A 22,042-nucleotide genomic window follows, 5' to 3' on the forward strand; every position below is an offset into this window, starting at 1 on the left:
CGCCGGGCCATATGGGCAGAAATTAACGAGCGTTCTGCTTGATGAAATCGTGAACGCTGGTGTCCTGAGACATATCAGCGATGGTGTCGGTCAGCACGCTGTTAACGGCATCAGCGATATTTTTGTTAGAGGCTTGCAGTGCACCTTCAACAGAATAGCTTGCGCGGTAGTTTTTGGTCATCTTGTTGCCGTTGGCGGCGGTAGCAATGATGGCGATGTCTGCTTTGGTGGCGATGTTATAGCGCACGCTACCCTGAGACACGTCAGCATACAGCTGGCTAACAATGATTTGCAGGTTGACTGCACCGTTCGGTCCAATCATATAACCGCGTGCGGTCATCTGTTTTTCCAGTACTTCTTGCAGCAGGAAACGCAGGTCGCGGGACGCGGTCAGGGTCACCAACTGGTTGTCGCGGGTGACTTTTGCCAGTGCTTGATCCTGGCGCTGGTCGGCTCCGTTGATGCTAACGGTCACACCCATCAGGCTTGGGTCCTGCTGCGGCAGGGTAATTTTCGGGGAGACTTCAATAGTGGTCGGCGGTGTTGCGCATCCAGCTAACATAAACAGCGCGACAAACGGGACGAGGATTTTTTTAAACATGCCAGGGCTCTCAGCGAATCTAAATTGTATGGTTAGAGAAAATTCCCGCCATCATAACATCGCCAACGATGAGGGGAAGTGGGTAACGCATGTAAATTCATTGTGTTGTCCGTTTTATGACTTTGTGGAGACTATAAACGGACTTTTTGCAATAAATTGGAGTGAGGAATCAGTGAACTTCATCCGTTTGAATGAGAAAATCAGACAAGCGCTAATTTTTTGTTGCTAAGGTGTAATGAAAACGGTAAAAGCGGCTAGTATTTAAAGGGATGGGTGACATCTCAGCGTTGTCGGAGGAAAAATTTCATGATGATTCGTGAGCAAATAGAAGAAAAATTAAGGGCAGCGTTCGAACCCGTGTTCCTCGAAGTTGTGGATGAAAGCTATCGTCACAATGTCCCGGCTGGTTCTGAAAGCCACTTTAAGGTTGTACTGGTTAGCGATCGCTTTACAGGTGAACGTTTTCTTAATCGTCATCGGATGATTTACAGCACGTTAACGGCGGAGCTTTCCACAACCGTTCATGCGCTTGCCCTGCATACCTACACTATTAAGGAGTGGGAAGCGTTGCAGGATACGATTTTTGCATCGCCTCCGTGTCGTGGGGCGGGAAGCATCGCGTAAAAACGGATTTGCAACAACCGACGCTTTTCCAGTATGTTGCTACAGATTATGTGAAAACGGCCTGCGGGCCGTTTTGTTTTGTCTGAATTCTGGGGCAGTCGTACAGTATTCAGACAAAAATTAGCCGGGAATTGTGAAAAAAGCCGCAGCAACGCGCGATAACCGTTCTCGACTCATAAAAGTGATGCCGCTATAATGCGCGTCTTATTTTTCGGAATGTCTTCGGGATGATTCTGACGACAGGGAATGTGATTGCTTATGAGAACATCCCAGTTCCGCGAAGCCAACAACCTGTGCTTGCGGAGAAGAGTTGACCGAGCACTGTGATTTTTTGAGGTAACAAGATGCAAGTTTCAGTTGAAACCACTCAAGGCCTTGGCCGCCGTGTAACGATTACTATCGCTGCTGACAGCATCGAGACCGCTGTGAAAAGCGAGCTGGTCAACGTAGCGAAGAAAGTGCGTATTGACGGTTTCCGCAAAGGAAAAGTACCGATGAATGTTGTTGCTCAGCGTTATGGCGCGTCTGTTCGCCAGGACGTTCTGGGTGACCTGATGAGCCGCAACTTCGTTGACGCGATCATCAAAGAAAAAATCAATCCGGCTGGCGCACCGAACTACGTTCCGGGCGAATACAAACTGGGTGAAGATTTTACTTACGCGGTAGAGTTTGAAGTTTACCCGGAAGTTGAGCTGACTGGCCTGGAAGCAATCGAAGTTGAAAAACCGGTTGTTGAAGTTACCGACGCTGACGTTGACGTAATGCTGGACACCCTGCGCAAGCAGCAGGCTACCTGGAAAGACAAAGACGGCGCTGCTGATGCAGAAGACCGTGTAACCATCGACTTCACCGGTTCTGTAGACGGCGAAGAGTTCGAAGGCGGCAAAGCGTCTGACTTCGTACTGGCGATGGGCCAGGGTCGTATGATCCCGGGCTTTGAAGAAGGCGTTAAAGGCCACAAAGCTGGCGAAGAGTTCACTATCGACGTGACCTTCCCGGAAGAATACCACGCTGAAAACCTGAAAGGTAAAGCTGCGAAGTTCGTTATCAACCTGAAGAAAGTTGAAGAACGCGAACTGCCGGAACTGACTGAAGAATTCATCAAACGTTTCGGCGTTGAAGATGGTTCCGTAGCAGGTCTGCGCGCTGAAGTCCGTAAAAACATGGAACGCGAGCTGAAAGGCGCTGTGCGTAACCGCGTTAAGTCTCAGGCGATCGAAGGTCTGGTAAAAGCTAACGACATCGACGTTCCGGCTGCTCTGATCGACAGCGAAATCGACGTTCTGCGTCGTCAGGCTGCACAACGTTTCGGCGGCAACGAGAAACAAGCTCTGGAACTGCCGCGTGAACTGTTCGAAGAACAGGCTAAGCGTCGCGTAGTTGTTGGTCTGCTGCTGGGCGAAGTGATTCGTACCAACGAACTGAAAGCTGACGAAGATCGCGTTAAAGGCCTGATCGAAGAGATGGCTTCTGCTTACGAAGATCCGAAAGAAGTTGTTGAGTTCTACAGCAAAAACAAAGAGCTGATGGACAACATGCGTAACGTCGCTCTGGAAGAGCAGGCTGTTGAAGCCGTTCTGGCGAAAGCGAAAGTGACTGAAAAAGCCACTTCCTTCAACGAACTGATGAACCAGCAGGCGTAATTCGTCGCTTTTTTAGCTCGAATTTCGTACGCAAGCCCGTCACCTTTTGGTGGCGGGTTTTTTTTTGTCACGCATTTTGCATGGGAAGAGTGCGAAAACAGCGTTTCAGTGTTAGCGTTACAACAAAAGATTGTTATGCTTGAATTATGGCGATGTCGTACCCATTACTGAGGGACTAGCTGATAATCCGTCCATAAGGTTACAATCAGCACAGCAGGTTTTTTCAAATTTTATCCAGGAGACGGAAATGTCATACAGCGGCGAACGAGATAACTTTGCACCCCATATGGCGCTGGTGCCGATGGTCATTGAACAGACCTCACGTGGTGAGCGCTCTTTTGATATCTATTCTCGTCTACTTAAGGAACGCGTCATTTTTCTGACCGGCCAGGTCGAAGACCATATGGCTAACCTGATCGTGGCGCAGATGCTGTTCCTGGAAGCAGAAAACCCAGAAAAAGATATCTACCTGTACATCAACTCCCCTGGTGGAGTGATCACTGCCGGGATGTCTATCTATGACACCATGCAGTTTATTAAGCCGGACGTCAGCACCATTTGTATGGGCCAGGCGGCCTCAATGGGTGCGTTCCTGCTGACCGCCGGGGCGAAAGGCAAACGTTTTTGCCTGCCTAACTCTCGCGTCATGATCCACCAGCCTCTGGGCGGTTACCAGGGCCAGGCTACGGATATTGAAATTCATGCCCGTGAAATCCTGAAGGTAAAAGGGCGCATGAACGAACTTATGGCGCATCATACGGGTCAATCTCTTGAGCAGATTGAACGTGATACCGAGCGCGATCGCTTCCTCTCCGCTTCTGAAGCGGTAGAGTACGGTCTGGTCGACTCGATTTTGACCCATCGTAATTAATGCCCAGTGCGCAGGTGTGCCGCTATAATTACCTGGAGCGGCACAACGCTGACTAGCGTCTTGCGCCTGAGAATGGCATTTGCGTCGTCGTGTGCGGCACAAAGAACAAAGAAGAGGTTTTGACCCATGACAGATAAACGCAAAGATGGCTCGGGCAAATTGTTGTACTGCTCTTTTTGCGGCAAAAGCCAGCATGAAGTGCGTAAGCTGATTGCCGGTCCATCCGTGTATATCTGCGACGAATGTGTTGATTTATGCAACGACATCATTCGCGAAGAGATTAAGGAAGTAGCACCGCACCGTGAACGCAGTGCGCTGCCTACGCCACATGAAATTCGCAACCACCTGGACGATTACGTTATCGGTCAGGAGCAGGCGAAGAAAGTGCTGGCGGTCGCGGTATACAACCATTACAAACGTCTGCGCAACGGCGACACCAGCAATGGCGTCGAGTTGGGCAAAAGTAACATCCTGCTGATTGGCCCGACGGGTTCCGGTAAAACGCTGCTGGCTGAAACGCTGGCGCGCCTGCTGGACGTTCCGTTCACCATGGCTGATGCCACCACGCTGACCGAAGCCGGTTATGTGGGTGAAGATGTTGAAAATATTATTCAGAAGCTGTTGCAGAAGTGCGATTACGACGTGCAGAAAGCACAGCGTGGGATCGTCTATATCGATGAGATCGACAAGATTTCTCGTAAGTCTGATAACCCATCTATTACCCGTGACGTTTCCGGCGAAGGCGTACAGCAGGCGCTGTTGAAACTGATCGAAGGGACGGTTGCTGCCGTTCCGCCACAGGGTGGTCGTAAACATCCTCAGCAGGAATTCCTGCAGGTTGATACCTCCAAGATCCTGTTTATCTGCGGTGGTGCATTTGCCGGTCTGGATAAAGTCATTGCTAACCGTGTTGAAACCGGCTCCGGCATTGGTTTTGGCGCAACGGTAAAAGCACAGTCTGATAAAGCCAGCGAAGGTGAACTGCTGTCGCAGGTCGAACCGGAAGATCTGATCAAATTTGGTCTGATCCCTGAGTTCATCGGTCGTCTGCCGGTTGTGGCAACGCTGAGCGAGCTGAGCGAAGAAGCGTTGATCCAGATCCTCAAAGAGCCGAAAAATGCCCTGACCAAGCAGTACCAGGCGCTGTTCAATCTTGAAGGTGTCGATCTGGAATTCCGTGAAGAAGCGCTGGATGCTATCGCCAAGAAAGCGATGGCGCGTAAAACCGGTGCTCGTGGCCTGCGTTCTATCGTCGAAGCTGCGCTGCTCGACACCATGTACGATCTGCCTTCTATGGAAGACGTCGAAAAAGTGGTGATCGATGAGTCGGTGATTGGCGGTCAGAGCAAGCCATTGCTGATTTACGGTAAGCCGGAAGCGCAGCAGGCATCTGGCGAATAATTCATCAATTCATACAGACATTTAATTAAAAAGGGGGGATTTTATCTCCCCTTTTATTTTTCCGTAAACATGGCGTTGAATGTGTGGGAAACATCCCCATATACTGACATACATGTTAAAGGTGGTGTGAAGCACAGTCGTACCACCTGATTACCTGGCGGAAACTAAACTAAGAGAGAGCTCTATGAATCCTGAGCGTTCTGAACGCATTGAAATCCCCGTATTGCCGTTGCGCGATGTGGTGGTTTATCCGCACATGGTCATACCCTTATTTGTAGGGCGGGAAAAATCTATCCGTTGTCTGGAAGCGGCTATGGACCATGATAAAAAAATCATGCTGGTCGCACAGAAAGAAGCGTCAACGGATGAGCCGGGTGTAAACGATCTTTTCACCGTCGGGACCGTGGCCTCTATTTTGCAGATGCTGAAACTGCCTGACGGCACCGTAAAAGTGCTGGTCGAGGGGTTACAGCGTGCGCGTATTTCTGCGCTGTCTGACAACGGCGAGCATTTCTCTGCGAAAGCAGAGTACCTTGACTCGCCTGCTATTGATGAGCGCGAACAGGAAGTGCTGGTGCGTACCGCTATCAGCCAGTTCGAAGGCTATATCAAGCTGAACAAGAAAATCCCACCAGAAGTGCTGACGTCGCTGAACAGCATTGACGATCCTGCACGTCTGGCGGATACCATCGCTGCACACATGCCGCTGAAGCTGGCTGACAAGCAGTCCGTGCTGGAGATGTCCGACGTTAACGAACGTCTGGAATATCTGATGGCGATGATGGAGTCTGAAATCGATCTGCTGCAGGTTGAGAAACGCATTCGCAACCGTGTGAAAAAGCAGATGGAAAAATCTCAGCGCGAGTACTATCTGAACGAGCAGATGAAAGCTATTCAGAAAGAACTCGGTGAGATGGACGATGCACCGGACGAAAACGAAGCGTTGAAGCGTAAAATCGACGCGGCGAAAATGCCGAAAGAGGCAAAAGAGAAAGCGGAAGCAGAACTGCAGAAGCTGAAAATGATGTCTCCTATGTCGGCGGAAGCGACCGTGGTGCGTGGCTACATCGACTGGATGGTACAGGTGCCGTGGAATGCGCGTAGCAAGGTCAAAAAAGACCTACGCCAGGCGCAGGAAATCCTCGATACCGACCATTATGGTCTGGAGCGCGTCAAAGACCGTATCCTTGAGTACCTCGCGGTTCAAAGCCGTGTAAATAAAATCAAGGGGCCGATCCTGTGTCTGGTTGGACCGCCGGGGGTAGGTAAAACCTCTCTGGGGCAGTCCATCGCGAAGGCAACTGGGCGTAAATACATCCGTATGGCGCTGGGCGGCGTGCGTGATGAAGCCGAAATTCGTGGTCACCGCCGGACCTATATCGGTTCTATGCCGGGTAAACTGATCCAGAAAATGGCCAAAGTGGGCGTTAAAAACCCGCTGTTCCTGCTTGATGAGATCGACAAAATGTCTTCCGACATGCGTGGCGATCCGGCTTCCGCACTGCTTGAGGTGCTGGATCCAGAGCAGAACGTGGCGTTCAGCGATCACTACCTGGAAGTGGACTACGATCTCAGCGACGTAATGTTTGTTGCGACCTCTAACTCCATGAATATTCCGGCACCGTTGCTGGATCGTATGGAAGTGATCCGTCTGTCCGGTTATACCGAAGACGAAAAGCTGAACATTGCCAAACGTCACCTGTTGCCGAAACAGATTGAGCGTAATGCGCTGAAAAAAGGTGAGCTGACGGTCGACGATAGCGCCATTGTGGGCATTATTCGTTACTACACCCGTGAAGCAGGCGTACGTAGTCTGGAACGTGAAATCTCTAAACTGTGCCGTAAAGCGGTGAAACAGCTGCTGCTGGATAAATCGCTGAAACATATTGAGATCAATGGCGACAACCTGCACGATTATCTGGGTGTACAGCGCTTTGACTATGGCCGCGCGGACAACGAAAACCGCGTTGGTCAGGTGACGGGTCTGGCGTGGACGGAAGTTGGCGGCGATCTGCTGACTATCGAAACCGCCTGCGTACCGGGTAAAGGTAAGTTGACCTACACCGGTTCTCTGGGTGAAGTCATGCAGGAGTCGATTCAGGCTGCGCTGACCGTGGTGCGCGCGCGTGCGGAAAAACTGGGTATTAACCCGGACTTTTACGAAAAACGCGACATCCACGTTCACGTACCTGAAGGAGCTACGCCGAAAGACGGTCCAAGTGCGGGTATTGCTATGTGTACAGCGCTGGTTTCTTGTCTTACCGGTAACCCAGTTCGCGCCGACGTGGCGATGACGGGTGAGATCACTCTGCGTGGTCAGGTTCTGCCTATCGGTGGTTTGAAAGAAAAACTGCTGGCGGCACACCGTGGCGGCATTAAGACGGTCTTAATTCCCGATGAGAACAAACGTGACCTGGAAGAGATTCCGGACAACGTAATTGCCGATCTTAATATTCACCCGGTGAAACGTATTGAGGAAGTTCTGACTCTTGCGTTGCAAAATGAACCCTCTGGAATGCAGGTTGTGACGGCAAAATAGTGACCTCGCGCAAAGAGCATTAATAAAAACAGGGCTGGCAGGCCATTTCGGGCTTGCCAGCCTTTTTTTGTATAGCTAATTTAGATAACGGATTAGGCTTGCCATCATTAACGGGTGTTGTAAGGGCATGGCAGGCCTGATATAACTGCTGCGCGGTCGCACTTTGAAGGATTCAGGTGCGATATAAATTATAAAGAGGAAGAGAAGAGTGAATAAATCTCAACTGATCGACAAAATTGCTGCAGGGGCTGATATCTCTAAAGCTGCGGCTGGACGTGCGTTAGATGCAATTATTGCTTCTGTTACCGAATCTCTGAAAGAAGGTGATGACGTAGCGCTGGTAGGTTTTGGTACTTTTGCCGTTAAAGAGCGTGCTGCCCGTACTGGTCGCAACCCGCAAACAGGTAAAGAGATCACCATCGCCGCGGCTAAAGTACCGGGCTTCCGTGCAGGTAAAGCACTGAAAGACGCGGTAAACTAAGTGATTTCCCCTTTGGGGATGTGACGAAGTACAAGGGCGCATCGACTGATGTGCCTTTTTTATTTGTAATTCCGGTACTTTCTACGCGTTGTGGGCTGACAATTGCCCCTGTTTCTTGTCACAATAGACCTTTGTGCGCAGCGTTCAGGAAACGCTATGCTGCGTGAAGCATATATACTCAAAATCCTTGTTGCCGTTGTTGTCATCAACGCGGGGGCAGCAGAGAGGATAACGCGTATAGTCATCTACAGCGGAGTGTGGTTACACCATGATGGACAGCTTACGCACGGCTGCTAACAGTCTCGTGCTCAAGATTATTTTCGGTATCATTATCGTGTCGTTCATTTTGACCGGCGTGAGTGGTTACCTGATTGGCGGGGGCAATAACTTCGCCGCCAAAGTGAATGGCCAGGAGATCAGCCGCGGGCAGTTCGAGAATGCGTTCAACAGTGAACGTAACCGCATGCAGCAACAGCTGGGCGATCAATACTCCGAGCTGGCCGCGAACGAAGGTTATATGAAAACGCTGCGTCAGCAGGTGCTGAATCGTCTTGTTGACGAAGCGCTGCTGGATCAGTATTCCCGCGAGCTTAAGCTCAACATCAGCGACGATCAGGTTAAACAGGCCATTTTCGCCACGCCTGCGTTCCAGGTGGACGGCAAGTTTGATAACAACCGCTACAACGCGATTGTCAATCAAATGGGAATGACTGCAGACCAGTACGCTCAGGCATTACGTAATCAGCTTACGACACAGCAGTTGATTAACGGTGTTGCCGGTACGGACTTCATGTTGAAAGGCGAAACGGACGAACTGGCGGCGCTGGTCGCACAGCAGCGTATCGTGCGCGAGGCGACGATTGACGTTAACGCACTGGCCGCGAAGCAGTCTGTTACCGAGCAGGAAGTTGCCAGCTACTACGAGCAGAATAAAAACAACTTTATGACGCCGGAACAGTTCCGCGTGAGCTACATCAAGCTGGACGCCGCTGCTATGCAGGAGACGGCCAGCGATGCTGATATTCAGTCTTACTATGACCAGCATCAGGATCAGTTCACTCAGCCGCAGCGTAACCGCTACAGCATCATTCAGACCAAAACGGAAGATGAAGCCAAAGCGGTACTGGACGAGCTGAACAAAGGCGGTGATTTTGCTGCGCTGGCGAAAGAAAAATCTGCCGATATCATCTCTGCCCGTAAAGGCGGCGATATGGGATGGTTGGAAGATTCCACCACCCCGGATGAGCTGAAAAATGCTGGTCTGAAAGAAAAAGGCCAACTGTCTGGCGTAATTAAGTCTTCCGTTGGTTTCCTCGTTGCGCGTCTTGACGACGTACAGCCTGCGCAAGTTAAACCGCTGAGCGAAGCCCGTGACGAGATTGCGGCAAAAGTGAAGCAGGAAAAAGCGCTGGATGCGTACTATGCGCTGCAGCAGAAAGTCAGCGACGCGGCCAGCAATGATAACGAATCTCTGGCGGGTGCAGAGCAGGCTGCGGGTATGAAAGCGGTTGAAACGGGCTGGTTTAGCCGTGACAGCCTGCCGGAAGAACTGAATTTCAAACCAGTCGCTGACATCATTTTCAATGGTGGTCTGGTTGGTGAGAACGGTACGCCTGGCAGTAACTCCGATATCATCACCGTGGACGGCGATCGTGCGTTCGTGCTGCGTATTGCAGAGCACAAAGCCGAAGCCGTGAAGCCACTGGCTGAAGTGAAAGAGCAGGTAACTGCGCTCGTTAAGCACAATAAAGCAGAGCAGCAGGCGAAGCTTGATGCCGATAAACTGCTGGCGGATCTGAAAGCCGGTAAAGGCGATGAAGCGATGAAAGCGGCGGGTCTGAGCTTTGGCGAGGCGAAAACGCTGAGCCGTACGGGTCAGGATCCGCTGAGCCAGGCTGCCTTTGGTCTGAGCCTGCCGGCGAAAGACAAACCGAGCTACGGCGTCGCGAACGACATGCAGGGTAACGTTGTTCTGTTGGCGTTGGACGAGGTGAAAGCCGGTTCTATGCCTGAAGCGCAGAAGAAAGCGATGGTTCAGGGGATCACTCAGAACAACGCGCAGATTGTCTTCGAAGCGCTGATGAGCAACCTGCGTAAAGCCGCAAAAATTAAAATCGGGGATGCGCTGGAACAGCAGCAATAACCGAGGCAGTTCGCAAAAAATTGCAAAAAGTTGTATCTACCAAAGGCCGCTTTCGCGGCCTTTTCCATTTCTGATATTTGCCGTTTGTCTGCCGTTCTGCACCTCGCTATCGTGATTCCACTGTTAACAAACAAGGAGAAAACAGTATGAAACATGGAATCAAAGTTCTGCTTATCACTCTTTCATTGACCTGCGCTGGTATGGCCCAAACCGCATTGGCGGCTGAGCCTGTCGCCAAAAGCCAGGCGACTCAAACCAAAGCGGAAAACCCAGGGGCGGCACAAAGCAAAGCCACACAGCCCGCTAAAGCAAGCGACGATGAGGGCACCAGGGTAAGCATCAACAACGCTTCTGCGGAGGATTTAGCGCGAGTTATGAATGGCGTGGGTCTAAAGAAAGCGCAGGCGATTGTGAGCTATCGTGAGGAGTACGGGCCGTTTAAAACGGTGGACGATTTAAAGCAGGTGCCGGGCATGGGCAGTTCACTGGTTGAGCGTAACCTGGCAGTTTTAACACTTTAATAACTTGCAGAGCGCTGAAAGTTTGCCAGACTGTAGAGGTCATACCAGTTATGACCTCTTTACCCAAAAATCTGTTCCTATAAAAACAACGTAAGGCTCCTGCGCTATGCAAACACAAATCAAAGTTCGTGGTTTTCATCTTGATGTCTATCAGCACGTTAACAATGCCCGCTATCTGGAGTTTCTGGAAGAAGCCCGCTGGGATGGTCTGGAAAACAGCGACAGCTTTCAGTGGATGACAGCACACAACATCGCTTTTGTGGTCGTGAATATTAATATCAACTACCGACGACCTGCGGTGCTGAGCGACCTGCTGACTATCACCAGTCAGGTTCAACAGTTAAATGGCAAAAGTGGTGTGTTAAATCAGACCATTACTCTGGAGCCGGAAGGGCAGGTGGTGGCAGACGCGCTGATTACGTTCGTCTGTATTGATTTGAAAACGCAAAAAGCGTTGCCGCTGGAAGGGGAGTTGCGCGAAAAACTGGAGCAGATGGTGCAGTAGTGGCTGCGACTGCCGGAAGGCGACGCTCAAGCGTCTTATCCGGCCTACAAGAGTTGCTGCAACTGCATGTAGGCCGGATAAGCAAAGCGCCATCCGGCAATACAATCACTTTAACCCGGTTTTCTGCTTCATTGCCGCCATCACTGCCGGTTTATCCGCCAGATAATGGTTCAGGCCGTTGGCACGCAGATTACACGCCGCACAGTGACCGCAACCGTCACCTTTGATGCCGTTATAGCAGGTCAGCGTTTCTTCGCGTACCAGGTCCAGCTTGCCCCAATAATCGGCCAGTGCCCAGGTTTCGGCTTTATCGATCCACATCAGTGGGGTTTCAAAGCGAATATCTTTCGCCATCCCCAGGCTTACAGCATGGTTCAGGGCTTTAACGAACTCATCGCGACAGTCCGGATAGCCGGAGAAATCGGTCTCACAAACGCCGGTAATGACCGCCTCTGCCTGCACCTGGTACGCGTAAATTGCTGCCAGCGTTAAGAACAGAATATTGCGTCCTGGCACAAAGGTATTGGGAATGCCGTTCGCATCCGGTTCGTAATCGGGTACCGGAATGTTATCGTGGGTCAGGCTGCTGACAGCCAGTTCACTGAGCAATGTGACATCAAGCACTTTGTGCGCGCGCGCGCCAAGTTTTAAGGCCAGGTCACGTGCGACATCAATCTCAGCGCGATGGCGCTGACCATAATCAAAGGTCACGCAGTGTACTTCATCATACTGATGCAGCGCTTGCGCCAGACAAGTCGTGGAGTCCTGACCTCCACTGAATACAACAACGGCACGTTTCATGGCTTTTCCTGACAAAATAACGAAGCCCTTATGGTAGCGCCTGGGCGTGCCGTCGACCAGCTTCTTCACGCGGAAGGAGGTGGCAGCCAGGCTTCGGTAAACTCGAACCAGCCACGAGGATTCAGGCGTACGCCGTTCACGCCCGGTGGCGCGCTGATGCGATAGTGATAATTGAACAGTGGCGTCAGGGTAGCGTCATGCATTAGCGTGGCGAAAACTTGTTGTAAAGCCGCGTGGCGATCGTCCTCATCGGCCTGAATTTGAAGGGCATCCAGGGTCGTTTGCAAATGTGTGTATGTTGGCGCATTCAATACATGTGACCAGAGCTGATCGCAGCGCAACCACTGTTCGAGAGTATATTCAGGTGCCTCACCAATCAGCCTGTCGCCCATCATCAGGTCGGCCTGGGCTAAGGGATGATCGCCATCCCAGTTTTTAGCATTATGAAAAATAAGCGTTAATTCACAGCCGAGCAGCGCCAACGCCTGGCGAAGCTGTTCAGCCATAGCGTGAAGTTCTACCGGCAGGTGATAAGCCAGCGTCAGCTTTTCCGGCAGCGCTACCTCGTCGAGTTCATCCCATTGCGGGATAGTCCATCCGGGGAGCAGTGCATTGCTTGGCGTGATCAGATTTTCATCCACTTCAAGCGTTTGTAGCAGGGAAGAACGGTGGATGATATTGATTAGTCTACGGGCCTGCTGCGTATTCAGGCGCGCGCTTTTTCTGAGCGTGAGATAGCAAAAACCAAGACTGATCCCGCTGCTTACCTGGCTTAGCATAGGCAACTCTTCGGGTTTACCAATCGCAATTTGCACCGGATGGCGACAGCTGGTGCCCAGATCCTGGGAGAAGAGCTGCGGGGTTATCCAGTATTCAATGGCTTTTAGCAGCGGATGACTCAGATGGTAGTGATCGTGACTCTCGATACGCACCAGCTCAGGAGTAAACAGCGTCAGCCGGAACGGGCCGGTACCCACAAACGGGTGCTCAGGATGCGCCAGGTGACTGCTGTAGCTTGCCAGACGGTGCGCCAACCAGAAGTCGGGACGATGCAGAATAAAGGTCAGACACTGGGGATGCGTCACCTCAATGCGCTTTACGCTGATAAACAGCTTATTCAGCGCGGGGAGTTCTAACAGCTTCAGCAACTGCTGATGTAGCTGTGTGCTGCTGACCGCATCGCCGTTATGCCAGTACAGGGTGGAACGAATATAGAAATCCCAGCGCAGGCCGTCAGCGGAGATATTCCAGTGGTGGGCTAAGTCTCCACAGGGACGTTGCGTAGTGCTGTCAAACCGGGTCAGGCCAGAGAAAACTTGTCCAGCGAGGTGTTGCTCCGCGCGACCGGGGAGAAACCCGGGGTGCAAGGGGTCGAGCGGGCGGTAATAGGGTATACGCAGGGTTGGCGTGTCGTTTTGCCACTGACCGCCCATAAACGGTTGTAACAGTGTTCTTAATTCACCCGGCGCCAGCTGAGCCAGTTCCAGTACGCTAAGCTGCTCGCCCTTTTGCAGCGCCTGTTCCATCATGTTGTTGCGCAGTGAATCTGGCGTCACTAAAAACCGCAGCTGCCCGCGTTTCCCGCGCCCCGACTGGGCATGCCACTCCAGCCAGCCTGCATCCTGCGCTTGCTTTAGCAGGGTACGCACATGGCGTTCGCTACAAAAACAGCGTTCGGCCAGTTCCCCGACGGTCACCGACTGCGGTTCGCCGTTCGAGGGCAGCCACAGGCGTTGGTACTGGTTCAGGCGATTAAGCAGACGCATTGATACTTTTTCCTTCAGGATGTTCGTTAACGGTTTATGCGTAGAGAAACCCGGAACAATTCATTTTATCTATTCACTATTACTTCCGTATATCTCAGGTGATACTGGATCACAAGTTAACCGCGTCACAGTGTGGAGAAAGAAATGGCTCGTCTGGCTGCATTTGATATGGATGGCACCCTTTTGATGCCGAATCACCATTTAGGTGACGAAACGCTTTCAACGCTGTCGCGCCTGCGTGAACGCGATATTACTCTGACATTTGCCACCGGTCGCCATGTGCTTGAGATGCGCCATATTTTAGGCTCGATCTCGCTGGACGCCTTTTTGATCACGGGTAACGGCACGCGCATTCACTCTGTTGAGGGCGATGTGTTACACCGTCAGGATCTGGATCCGAATGTCGCGGATATTGTGTTGCATCAGAAGTGGGACACTACCGCCAGCATGCATGTCTTTAATGACAATGGCTGGTTCACCGGACAAGAGATCCCCTCGCTGCTGCAGGCGCATGTGTATAGCGGATTTCGCTACCAGATCGTCGATGTGAAACGTATTCCGGCGCATCAGGTTACGAAAGTCTGTTTCTGTGGCGATCATGACTCTTTGATCCAATTGCGAATTCAACTGAATGAAGCGCTGGGTGAACAGGCGAATCTCTGTTTTTCCGCGTTTGATTGCCTTGAGGTGCTGCCGCTGGGCTGTAATAAAGGATCCGCGTTGGCTGTATTGAGCGACCATTTAGGTTATTCAATGGCCGAGTGTATGGCGTTTGGCGATGCCATGAACGATCGCGAAATGTTAGGCAGCGTTGGGCGCGGCCTGATTATGGGTAACGCGATGCCGCAACTGATTGCTGAACTGCCTCATTTATCGGTGATTGGGCATTGCCGTAATCAGGCAGTGTCACACTTTTTGACGCATTGGCTGGACAATCCACATCTACCTTATTCCCCCGAATGAGAGATCCCTTCCAGCAAGCCAGACTTCGCGTCTGGCTTTTTTTTATCCCATTAATGGGTGTTCAGTAGTTGGGCAAGCTCCGCTTTCCACGGCGTTAAATCACCGATGTGCGCGTCGACCCACTGTGGGTTGTAGTAGGTTTCCAGATAGCGTTCGCCGCTGTCACACAACAGTGTCACCAGCGAACCGGTAATGCCTGCATCGCGCATACGGGCGGCAAGTTGTAGCGTTCCCCACATGTTTGTGCCGGTAGAGGCGCCGACCTTGCGGCCCAACTGCGTTTCCAGCCAGTGTGCGGTGGCCACGCTTGCGGCATCCGGCACGCGCAGCATTTCATCGACCACGTCAGGAATGAAAGACGGTTCGACACGCGGGCGGCCAATGCCTTCAATTTTACTTCCTACCGGACTGCGTAACGTGGCATCGCGATCCTGCCAGAAGGGCAGAAAGACTGAGTTTTCCGGGTCTACCACCATCAGTTGAGTATCGTAGCCCTGACAGCGAATATAGCGGCCAATGGTTGCTGAGGTGCCACCGGTTCCGGCGCTCATCACAATATGGCGGGGAACGGGGTTGGGCTCGCACTGCATCTGACGAAAGATGCTGTCGGCGATATTATTATTGCCGCGCCAGTCGGTGGCGCGCTCAGCGTAAGTGAACTGGTCCATGTAATGACCGTTCAGCTCACGCGCCAGTTGCTCAGAGGCCGCATAGATTTCGCAGGCGCTTTCCACGAAATGACAGCGACCGCCGTAAAATTCAATCTGTTCAACTTTACGTTTTGCCGTACAGGAAGGCATGACGGCAATAAATGGCAACCCTAACAGTCGAGCGAAATAAGCCTCAGAGACCGCCGTTGAACCGGACGATGATTCAATGATGGTGGTGCCTTCTTTGATCCAGCCATTGCACAATCCGTACAGAAACAGTGAGCGGGCCAGACGATGCTTCAGACTCCCGGTCGGATGCGTGCTCTCATCTTTTAAATAGAGCTGAATTCCCGGGAACGCCGGTAGCGACAGGCGAATGAGATGCGTATCCGCAGAACGCTGATAATCCGCGTTGATTTCATTGATGGCGTTTTTAACCCAGGAGCTATTCATCATTAATAGATATCCATTTGTCATTTTGTGCCCAGAATAGCGAAAAGCACGGAAAAAATTGTTGCCATTTAGCCTTTAAAATAGAATGTAAGGAGAAAATTCTTCTCTGTGGAGTGGATATGTTAGACAAAATTGACCGCAAGCTACTCGGCTTACTGCAACAGGACTGCACCCTTTCTTTGCAGGCATTAGCAGATGCCGTTAATCTGACTACCACCCCCTGCTGGAAACGTCTCAAACGACTTGAGGATGACGGTATCCTGCTGGGCAGAGTCGCCCTGTTGGATCCAGAAAAACTGGGGCTGGGACTCACCGCGTTTGTGTTGATCAAAACTCAGCATCACAGCAGCGAATGGTATTGCCGCTTTGTCACTGAAGTGACCGGAATGCCCGAGGTTCTGGGGTTCTGGCGTATGGCAGGGGAGTATGACTACCTGATGCGAGTGCAGGTTGCTGATATGAAAAGCTATGATGAATTCTATAAGCGCCTGGTGAACAGCGTACCGGGCCTGTCTGACGTCACCTCCAGCTTTGCCATGGAACAGATTAAATACACAACTGCTCTACCTATTGAATAATTCTCCCGGCGCTTATTGCCGGAAACCTTGTCAGGACATAACGCGTGCGATTATTTGCTCAATTAAGCTGGTACTTCCGCCGGGAGTGGCGTCGCTACCTCGGGGCAGTGGCCTTGCTTATCATCATCGCTATCCTTCAGCTTATTCCGCCGAAAGTGGTCGGGATCATTGTGGATGGCGTGACGACTCAACGCTTCACCACCGAGCGGCTGCTGATGTGGGTGGGGACAATTGCCCTGATTGCCGTGGTGGTTTATTTGCTGCGTTATGTCTGGCGCGTGCTGCTGTTTGGCGCATCCTACCAACTGGCGGTTGAGCTGCGGGAAGATTATTACCGTCAGTTGAGTCGCCAGCATCCAGAATTTTATCTGCGGCACCGTACGGGCGATCTGATGGCGCGGGCAACCAACGATGTCGATCGCGTCGTATTTGCCGCCGGAGAAGGGGTGCTGACGCTGGTGGATTCGCTGGTAATGGGGTGTGCGGTGCTGATCGTGATGTCAACGCAGATAAGCTGGCAACTGACGCTCATTGCGCTGCTGCCGATGCCGGTGATGGCGTTGATGATCAAACGTTACGGCGATCGACTCCATAACCGTTTTAAGCTGGCGCAGGCGGCGTTTTCCAGTCTCAACGATCGTACTCAGGAAAGCCTGACCAGTATTCGTATGATCAAGGCCTTTGGGCTGGAGGATCGGCAGTCGGCATTATTTGCCGCTGATGCTGAAGATACCGGTAAGAAAAACCTGCGCGTGGCGCGCATTGACGCCCGCTTTGATCCTACGATTTATATCGCCATTGGTATGGCTAACCTGCTGGCGATTGCCGGGGGAAGCTGGATGGTGGTTCACGGCTCGCTGACGCTCGGGCAGCTCACCAGCTTTATGATGTATCTCGGTCTGATGATTTGGCCGATGCTGGCGCTGGCCTGGATGTTTAATATCGTCGAACGCGGCAGCGCCGCGTATAGCCGAATTCGCGCCATGCTGGCAGAAGCGCCGGTAGTGGATGACGGTACTGAACCGGTGCCGGAAGGACGCGGCGAGCTGGCGGTGGCGATTCGCGAATTTTGTTACCCGCAAACCACCCACCCGGCGCTGGAAAATGTGAATTTCCAGCTCAAACCTGGACAGATGCTGGGCATCTGTGGTCCGACCGGCGCGGGAAAAAGTACGGTGCTGTCGCTGATCCAGCGTCATTTTGATATCACCCAGGGCGATGTGCGCTTTCATGATATCCCATTAACGCGCTTACAGCTGGATAGCTGGCGCAGCCGACTGGCGGTTGTCAGCCAGACGCCATTCCTGTTTTCCGATACCGTCGGTAATAACATCGCCTTAGGACGCCCGCAGGCCACGCAGGAAGAGATCGAGCATGTGGCGCGCCTTGCCAGCGTTCATGAGGATATTTTACGTCTTCCTCAGGGCTACGACACCGAAGTGGGCGAACGCGGGGTGATGCTGTCTGGCGGGCAAAAACAGCGTATTTCTATCGCTCGAGCGTTACTGCTGAACGCTGAAATTCTGATTCTGGATGATGCGCTGTCGGCGGTGGATGGTCGTACCGAACATCAGATCCTACATAACCTGCGCCAGTGGGGCGAAGGCAGAACCGTGATTATCAGCGCACACCGTTTATCGGCTCTGACGGAAGCCAGCGAGATTATCGTGATGCAGCATGGGCATATTGCTCAGCGCGGTGAGCATGAATCTTTAGTGCAACAGCCCGGTTGGTATCGCGACATGTACCGCTATCAGCAACTTGAAGCGGCGCTGTCTGATGCACCAGAGATAAACGAGGAGGCGGCTAATGCGTAGTTTCGGGCAATTATGGCCAACTCTGAAAAGACTGCTGGCGTATGGTTCCCCATGGCGAAAACAGCTGGCGATTGCGGTAGTTATGCTGTGGGTGGCGGCTGCGGCGGAAGTCAGCGGTCCGCTGCTGATTAGCTATTTTATCGATAACATGGTGGCGAAGAACAATCTGCCATTGGCGATGGTTGCCGGGCTGGTTGCGGCCTATGTCGGTCTGCAACTGCTGGCGGCAGGTCTGCATTACGCGCAGTCATTGCTGTTTAACCAGGCGGCGGTTGGCGTAGTACAACAGTTACGCACCGACGTAATGGATGCTGCGCTGCGCCAGCCGCTCAGCGCTTTTGATACTCAGCCCGTCGGGCAGCTTATCTCCCGCGTGACCAATGATACTGAAGTTATTCGCGACCTGTACGTGACGGTGGTCGCAACGGTCCTGCGCAGTGCGGCCTTAATCGGCGCGATGCTGGTGGCAATGTTCAGCCTGGAATGGCGCATGGCGCTGGTGGCAATGGCCATTTTTCCGGCCGTGCTGGTGGTGATGGTTATTTACCAACGCTACAGCACCCCGATTGTGCGTCGGGTGCGCGCTTATCTGGCGGATATTAACGATGGCTTTAACGAAGTCATAAACGGCATGAGCGTTATCCAGCAGTTCCGCCAGCAGGCAAGGTTTGGCGAGAGAATGGGCGAGGCCAGCCGCTCGCACTATATGGCGCGTATGCAAACCCTGCGACTGGATGGTTTTTTGCTGCGTCCGCTGCTGAGCCTGTTCTCGGCGCTGATCCTCTGCGGTTTGCTGATGCTGTTCAGTTTTACCTCTGGCACCTCCATCGAGGTTGGTGTGCTGTACGCGTTCATCAGCTACCTCGGCCGTTTGAACGAACCGCTGATCGAGCTGACCACCCAGCAATCAATGCTGCAGCAGGCGGTTGTCGCTGGTGAGCGAGTGTTCGAACTGATGGACGGGCCTCGTCAGCGCTATGGTGAAGACGATCGCCCGCTCAAAAGCGGAGACATTGAGGTGGATAACGTTTCATTTGCCTATCGCGACGACAATCTGGTGCTGCAAAACATCAGTCTGTCCGTGCCTTCGCGCAGCTTTGTGGCTTTGGTCGGACACACAGGCAGCGGCAAAAGCACGCTGGCCAGCCTGCTGATGGGATATTACCCGCTGACGCAGGGGGAAATCCGCCTTGACGGACGTCCGTTGTCTTCTCTGAGCCACGGTGCGTTACGTCAGGGCATCGCGATGGTGCAGCAGGATCCGGTGGTGATGGCGGATACCTTCCTGGCAAACGTCACGCTGGGTCGCGATATCTCAGAAGAGCGGGTCTGGCTGGCGCTGGAGACCGTGCAACTGGCAGAACTGGCTCGGGGTTTGAGCGAGGGGATTCATACCCGGCTGGGCGAGCAGGGCAATAATCTCTCCGTTGGGCAGAAACAGCTGCTGGCGCTGGCGCGGGTATTGGTTGAAACGCCGCAGGTGCTGATTCTCGATGAAGCCACGGCCAGTATTGATTCCGGTACTGAACAGGCCATTCAGCACGCGCTGGCGGCGGTCCGTGAACACACTACGCTGGTGGTGATTGCGCATCGGTTATCGACGATTGTCGATGCGGATACCATTCTGGTGCTGCATCGCGGTCAGGCGGTTGAGCGTGGTACGCACCAGCAATTACTGGCGGCGCAAGGCCGTTACTGGCAGATGTATCAGCTGCAGCTGGCGGGGGAAGAGTTAGCCGCCAGCACGCAAGAGGATTCTGTTATCGCCTGACGGCGCAGTGCTTATCCGGCCACGCGGTATCGTAGGCCGGGTAAGGCGTTTACGCCGCCATCCGGCAATCAACAATCTGGTGCAAAAATGTAACGCACTATGCACCGTTATAGTGCGTTTTTTCTTTTTCTCTCCCGATAGTACCCGGCGAACCTGAATCATTCCGCGTTTTTCATTCCTGGCACATCCCTTGCAATATTCCTCTCGTGTATCTGCAGCCACTACTGAATTCTGACTGGAGGGGATCTATGAAGCTGGTTACCGTGGTAATCAAACCGTTCAAACTGGAAGACGTCCGTGAAGCACTGTCGTCTATTGGTATTCAGGGGCTGACCGTCACCGAAGTGAAGGGATTTGGCCGACAGAAAGGTCATGCTGAGCTGTACCGTGGGGCTGAATATAGCGTCAATTTTCTGCCAAAGGTGAAGATTGATGTGGCGATTGCCGACGACCAACTGGATGGCGTGATTGATGTCATCAGTAAGGCGGCATACACCGGAAAAATTGGCGACGGCAAAATCTTCGTCGCCGAGCTGCAACGTGTGATTCGTATTCGTACCGGCGAAGCCGACGAAGCCGCACTGTAACTTCTGGCACACAGTGATAGGAAACCAAAAAATGAAGATAGCAACGATGAAAACGGGTATTGCTTCACTGGCGCTACTGCCGGGACTGGCAATGGCGGCACCGGCGGTTGCGGATAAAGCAGATAACGCTTTTATGATGATCTGTACCGCGCTGGTGCTGTTTATGACTATCCCTGGCATTGCGTTGTTCTACGGCGGTTTGATTCGCGGTAAGAACGTGCTGTCGATGTTGACTCAGGTGACGGTGACATTCGCTCTGGTTTGTATTCTATGGGTGGTTTATGGCTACTCACTGGCCTTTGGCGAAGGGAATAATTTCTTCGGCAACTTCAACTGGGTATTGCTGAAGAACATCGCGCTGACGGCGGTCACGGGGAGCTTCTACCAGTACATTCACGTTGCTTTTCAGGGATCTTTTGCCTGCATCACCGTTGGGCTGATTGTCGGGGCGTTGGCTGAGCGTATTCGTTTCTCTGCGGTGCTGATTTTTGTGGTGGTGTGGTTAACGCTGTCGTACATCCCCATTGCACATATGGTCTGGGGCGGCGGATTGCTGGCTTCTCACGGCGCACTGGATTTTGCGGGCGGGACGGTCGTGCACATCAACGCAGCGATTGCCGGTCTGGTTGGCGCGTATCTGATTGGCAAACGCGTCGGTTTTGGCAAAGAAGCCTTTAAACCGCATAACCTGCCGATGGTCTTCACCGGTACCGCTATTCTCTACATTGGTTGGTTTGGCTTTAACGCCGGTTCAGCGGGAACGGCGAATGAAATTGCTGCACTGGCCTTCGTCAATACCGTGGTCGCCACCGCTGCCGCCATCCTCGGATGGATCTTCGGTGAATGGGCGCTGCGTGGTAAACCGTCTCTGCTGGGCGCCTGTTCCGGTGCTATTGCAGGTCTGGTGGGCGTAACACCTGCATGTGGCTACATCGGTGTCGGCGGGGCGCTGATTATCGGTGTCGTTGCGGGGCTGGCTGGCCTGTGGGGTGTAACCATGCTGAAGCGTTTTCTGCGCGTGGACGATCCGTGTGACGTGTTTGGCGTGCACGGCGTTTGCGGTATTGTTGGCTGCATCCTGACCGGGGTTTTCGCTGCCAGCTCACTGGGCGGCGTGGGCTTTGCTGAGGGAGTGACCATGGGGCATCAGCTGCTGGTGCAACTGGAAAGCGTGGCGATCACCATCGTCTGGTCCGGCGTGGTGGCATTCATTGGCTATAAGCTGGCGGATATGACGGTGGGTCTGCGCGTACCGGAAGAGCAGGAACGCGAAGGTCTGGATGTGAACAGTCACGGCGAGAACGCTTACAACGCTTGATGTTTCAAT

At 52.7% G+C, this 22,042-nt stretch carries 19 protein-coding genes; 15 read left to right on the plus strand and 4 right to left on the minus strand.

Annotated elements, in window-relative coordinates; all coding sequences use genetic code 11:
* Positions 1–22 precede the first annotated feature (22 nt).
* A complete protein-coding gene (locus OGY13_RS03960) occupies positions 23–601 on the minus strand; it encodes a lipoprotein (RefSeq protein ID WP_016152050.1) in 579 nt (192 codons plus the stop codon).
* Between the two features lie 306 nt (positions 602–907).
* Between OGY13_RS03960 and bolA the strand changes: the two genes are divergently transcribed.
* The 9 genes from bolA (at position 908) to fadM (ending at position 11,329) form a co-directional block, all read left to right on the plus strand.
* On the plus strand, positions 908–1,225 hold the full coding sequence (gene bolA, locus OGY13_RS03965) for a transcriptional regulator BolA (protein ID WP_003021619.1): 318 nt from the start codon (positions 908–910) through the stop codon (positions 1,223–1,225).
* 344 nt (positions 1,226–1,569) lie between these two features.
* Positions 1,570–2,868 carry a trigger factor gene (gene tig, locus OGY13_RS03970; RefSeq protein WP_003021622.1) on the plus strand — a complete coding sequence of 433 codons (1,299 nt, stop codon included), beginning with the start codon at positions 1,570–1,572 and terminating at the stop codon, positions 2,866–2,868.
* A 247-nt stretch (positions 2,869–3,115) separates the two neighbouring features.
* On the plus strand, positions 3,116–3,739 hold the full coding sequence (gene clpP / locus OGY13_RS03975; protein WP_003021624.1) for an ATP-dependent Clp endopeptidase proteolytic subunit ClpP: 624 nt from the start codon (positions 3,116–3,118) through the stop codon (positions 3,737–3,739).
* A 126-nt stretch (positions 3,740–3,865) separates the two neighbouring features.
* Entirely contained in the window at positions 3,866–5,140 is a 1,275-nt protein-coding gene (clpX, locus tag OGY13_RS03980; protein WP_003831013.1) for an ATP-dependent protease ATP-binding subunit ClpX, read from the plus strand.
* A 184-nt stretch (positions 5,141–5,324) separates the two neighbouring features.
* Positions 5,325–7,679 (plus strand): endopeptidase La, encoded by a 2,355-nt coding sequence (gene lon, locus OGY13_RS03985; RefSeq protein ID WP_003831014.1) that lies wholly within the window; start codon positions 5,325–5,327, stop codon positions 7,677–7,679.
* Positions 7,680–7,869: 190 nt separating this feature from the next.
* Entirely contained in the window at positions 7,870–8,160 is a 291-nt protein-coding gene (gene hupB, locus OGY13_RS03990; RefSeq protein WP_219352570.1) for a nucleoid-associated protein HU-beta, read from the plus strand.
* 268 nt (positions 8,161–8,428) lie between these two features.
* Positions 8,429–10,303: a peptidylprolyl isomerase gene (gene ppiD, locus OGY13_RS03995; protein ID WP_003831016.1), complete on the plus strand. Its 1,875-nt coding sequence runs from the start codon at positions 8,429–8,431 to the stop codon at positions 10,301–10,303.
* Between the two features lie 146 nt (positions 10,304–10,449).
* The gene (locus OGY13_RS04000) at positions 10,450–10,824 is read left to right on the plus strand and encodes a helix-hairpin-helix domain-containing protein (protein ID WP_213752452.1); all 375 of its coding nucleotides are present in this window, start codon (positions 10,450–10,452) and stop codon (positions 10,822–10,824) included.
* Between the two features lie 106 nt (positions 10,825–10,930).
* Complete coding sequence (gene fadM, locus OGY13_RS04005; RefSeq protein ID WP_003021636.1) at positions 10,931–11,329, plus strand: long-chain acyl-CoA thioesterase FadM; 399 nt, start codon at positions 10,931–10,933, stop codon at positions 11,327–11,329.
* A 105-nt stretch (positions 11,330–11,434) separates the two neighbouring features.
* On the opposite strand, the gene queC is transcribed toward fadM, so the two are convergent.
* Positions 11,435–12,130 (minus strand): 7-cyano-7-deazaguanine synthase QueC, encoded by a 696-nt coding sequence (gene queC, locus OGY13_RS04010; RefSeq protein ID WP_213752451.1) that lies wholly within the window; start codon positions 12,128–12,130, stop codon positions 11,435–11,437.
* A 65-nt stretch (positions 12,131–12,195) separates the two neighbouring features.
* A complete protein-coding gene (locus tag OGY13_RS04015) occupies positions 12,196–13,896 on the minus strand; it encodes an SgrR family transcriptional regulator (protein WP_204191533.1) in 1,701 nt (566 codons plus the stop codon).
* A gap of 144 nt (positions 13,897–14,040) precedes the next feature.
* Here OGY13_RS04015 and cof point away from each other — a divergent pair, with 144 nt between their 5' ends.
* Positions 14,041–14,859 carry an HMP-PP phosphatase gene (gene cof, locus OGY13_RS04020; RefSeq protein ID WP_008783948.1) on the plus strand — a complete coding sequence of 273 codons (819 nt, stop codon included), beginning with the start codon at positions 14,041–14,043 and terminating at the stop codon, positions 14,857–14,859.
* Between the two features lie 50 nt (positions 14,860–14,909).
* On the opposite strand, the gene OGY13_RS04025 is transcribed toward cof, so the two are convergent.
* Positions 14,910–15,965, minus strand: coding sequence for a PLP-dependent cysteine synthase family protein (locus OGY13_RS04025; RefSeq protein ID WP_008783949.1), 1,056 nt, complete (start codon positions 15,963–15,965; stop codon positions 14,910–14,912).
* Between the two features lie 116 nt (positions 15,966–16,081).
* On the opposite strand from OGY13_RS04025, the gene decR reads away from it, so the two are divergent.
* The 5 genes from decR to amtB all read left to right on the plus strand — a co-directional run bounded on the left by decR (position 16,082) and on the right by amtB (position 22,033).
* Positions 16,082–16,540, plus strand: coding sequence for a DNA-binding transcriptional regulator DecR (gene decR, locus OGY13_RS04030; RefSeq protein WP_003831023.1), 459 nt, complete (start codon positions 16,082–16,084; stop codon positions 16,538–16,540).
* A 44-nt stretch (positions 16,541–16,584) separates the two neighbouring features.
* Positions 16,585–18,357, plus strand: a complete 1,773-nt coding sequence (locus OGY13_RS04035; protein WP_020996575.1) for a SmdA family multidrug ABC transporter permease/ATP-binding protein — start codon at positions 16,585–16,587, stop codon at positions 18,355–18,357.
* Positions 18,350–20,128 carry a SmdB family multidrug efflux ABC transporter permease/ATP-binding protein gene (locus OGY13_RS04040; protein ID WP_213752450.1) on the plus strand — a complete coding sequence of 593 codons (1,779 nt, stop codon included), beginning with the start codon at positions 18,350–18,352 and terminating at the stop codon, positions 20,126–20,128. The genes OGY13_RS04035 and OGY13_RS04040 overlap by 8 nt, the downstream gene beginning before the upstream one ends.
* A gap of 248 nt (positions 20,129–20,376) precedes the next feature.
* The gene (glnK, locus tag OGY13_RS04045) at positions 20,377–20,715 is read left to right on the plus strand and encodes a P-II family nitrogen regulator (RefSeq protein ID WP_003021657.1); all 339 of its coding nucleotides are present in this window, start codon (positions 20,377–20,379) and stop codon (positions 20,713–20,715) included.
* A gap of 31 nt (positions 20,716–20,746) precedes the next feature.
* The gene (gene amtB / locus OGY13_RS04050) at positions 20,747–22,033 is read left to right on the plus strand and encodes an ammonium transporter AmtB (RefSeq protein WP_008783954.1); all 1,287 of its coding nucleotides are present in this window, start codon (positions 20,747–20,749) and stop codon (positions 22,031–22,033) included.
* The last annotated feature ends 9 nt before the right edge of the window (positions 22,034–22,042 follow it).

The sequence above is a fragment of the Citrobacter sp. Cpo045 genome, from assembly GCF_030332875.1.
Taxonomy (GTDB): domain Bacteria; phylum Pseudomonadota; class Gammaproteobacteria; order Enterobacterales; family Enterobacteriaceae; genus Citrobacter; species Citrobacter portucalensis.

Excerpts from the sequence above, each read along its gene's own strand:
- ppiD (WP_003831016.1), top strand. The coding sequence starts at position 8,429 with ATGATGGACAGCTTACGCACGGCTGCTAACAGTCTCGTGCTCAAGATT.
- glnK (WP_003021657.1), top strand. The coding sequence starts at position 20,377 with ATGAAGCTGGTTACCGTGGTAATCAAACCGTTCAAACTGGAAGACGTC.
- OGY13_RS04040 (WP_213752450.1), top strand. The coding sequence starts at position 18,350 with ATGCGTAGTTTCGGGCAATTATGGCCAACTCTGAAAAGACTGCTGGCG.
- cof (WP_008783948.1), top strand. The coding sequence starts at position 14,041 with ATGGCTCGTCTGGCTGCATTTGATATGGATGGCACCCTTTTGATGCCG.
- bolA (WP_003021619.1), top strand. The coding sequence starts at position 908 with ATGATGATTCGTGAGCAAATAGAAGAAAAATTAAGGGCAGCGTTCGAA.
- OGY13_RS03960 (WP_016152050.1), bottom strand. The coding sequence starts at position 601 with ATGTTTAAAAAAATCCTCGTCCCGTTTGTCGCGCTGTTTATGTTAGCT.
- OGY13_RS04000 (WP_213752452.1), top strand. The coding sequence starts at position 10,450 with ATGAAACATGGAATCAAAGTTCTGCTTATCACTCTTTCATTGACCTGC.
- clpX (WP_003831013.1), top strand. The coding sequence starts at position 3,866 with ATGACAGATAAACGCAAAGATGGCTCGGGCAAATTGTTGTACTGCTCT.
- clpP (WP_003021624.1), top strand. The coding sequence starts at position 3,116 with ATGTCATACAGCGGCGAACGAGATAACTTTGCACCCCATATGGCGCTG.
- OGY13_RS04025 (WP_008783949.1), bottom strand. The coding sequence starts at position 15,965 with ATGATGAATAGCTCCTGGGTTAAAAACGCCATCAATGAAATCAACGCG.
- amtB (WP_008783954.1), top strand. The coding sequence starts at position 20,747 with ATGAAGATAGCAACGATGAAAACGGGTATTGCTTCACTGGCGCTACTG.
- tig (WP_003021622.1), top strand. The coding sequence starts at position 1,570 with ATGCAAGTTTCAGTTGAAACCACTCAAGGCCTTGGCCGCCGTGTAACG.
- fadM (WP_003021636.1), top strand. The coding sequence starts at position 10,931 with ATGCAAACACAAATCAAAGTTCGTGGTTTTCATCTTGATGTCTATCAG.
- lon (WP_003831014.1), top strand. The coding sequence starts at position 5,325 with ATGAATCCTGAGCGTTCTGAACGCATTGAAATCCCCGTATTGCCGTTG.
- OGY13_RS04015 (WP_204191533.1), bottom strand. The coding sequence starts at position 13,896 with ATGCGTCTGCTTAATCGCCTGAACCAGTACCAACGCCTGTGGCTGCCC.
- queC (WP_213752451.1), bottom strand. The coding sequence starts at position 12,130 with ATGAAACGTGCCGTTGTTGTATTCAGTGGAGGTCAGGACTCCACGACT.
- decR (WP_003831023.1), top strand. The coding sequence starts at position 16,082 with ATGTTAGACAAAATTGACCGCAAGCTACTCGGCTTACTGCAACAGGAC.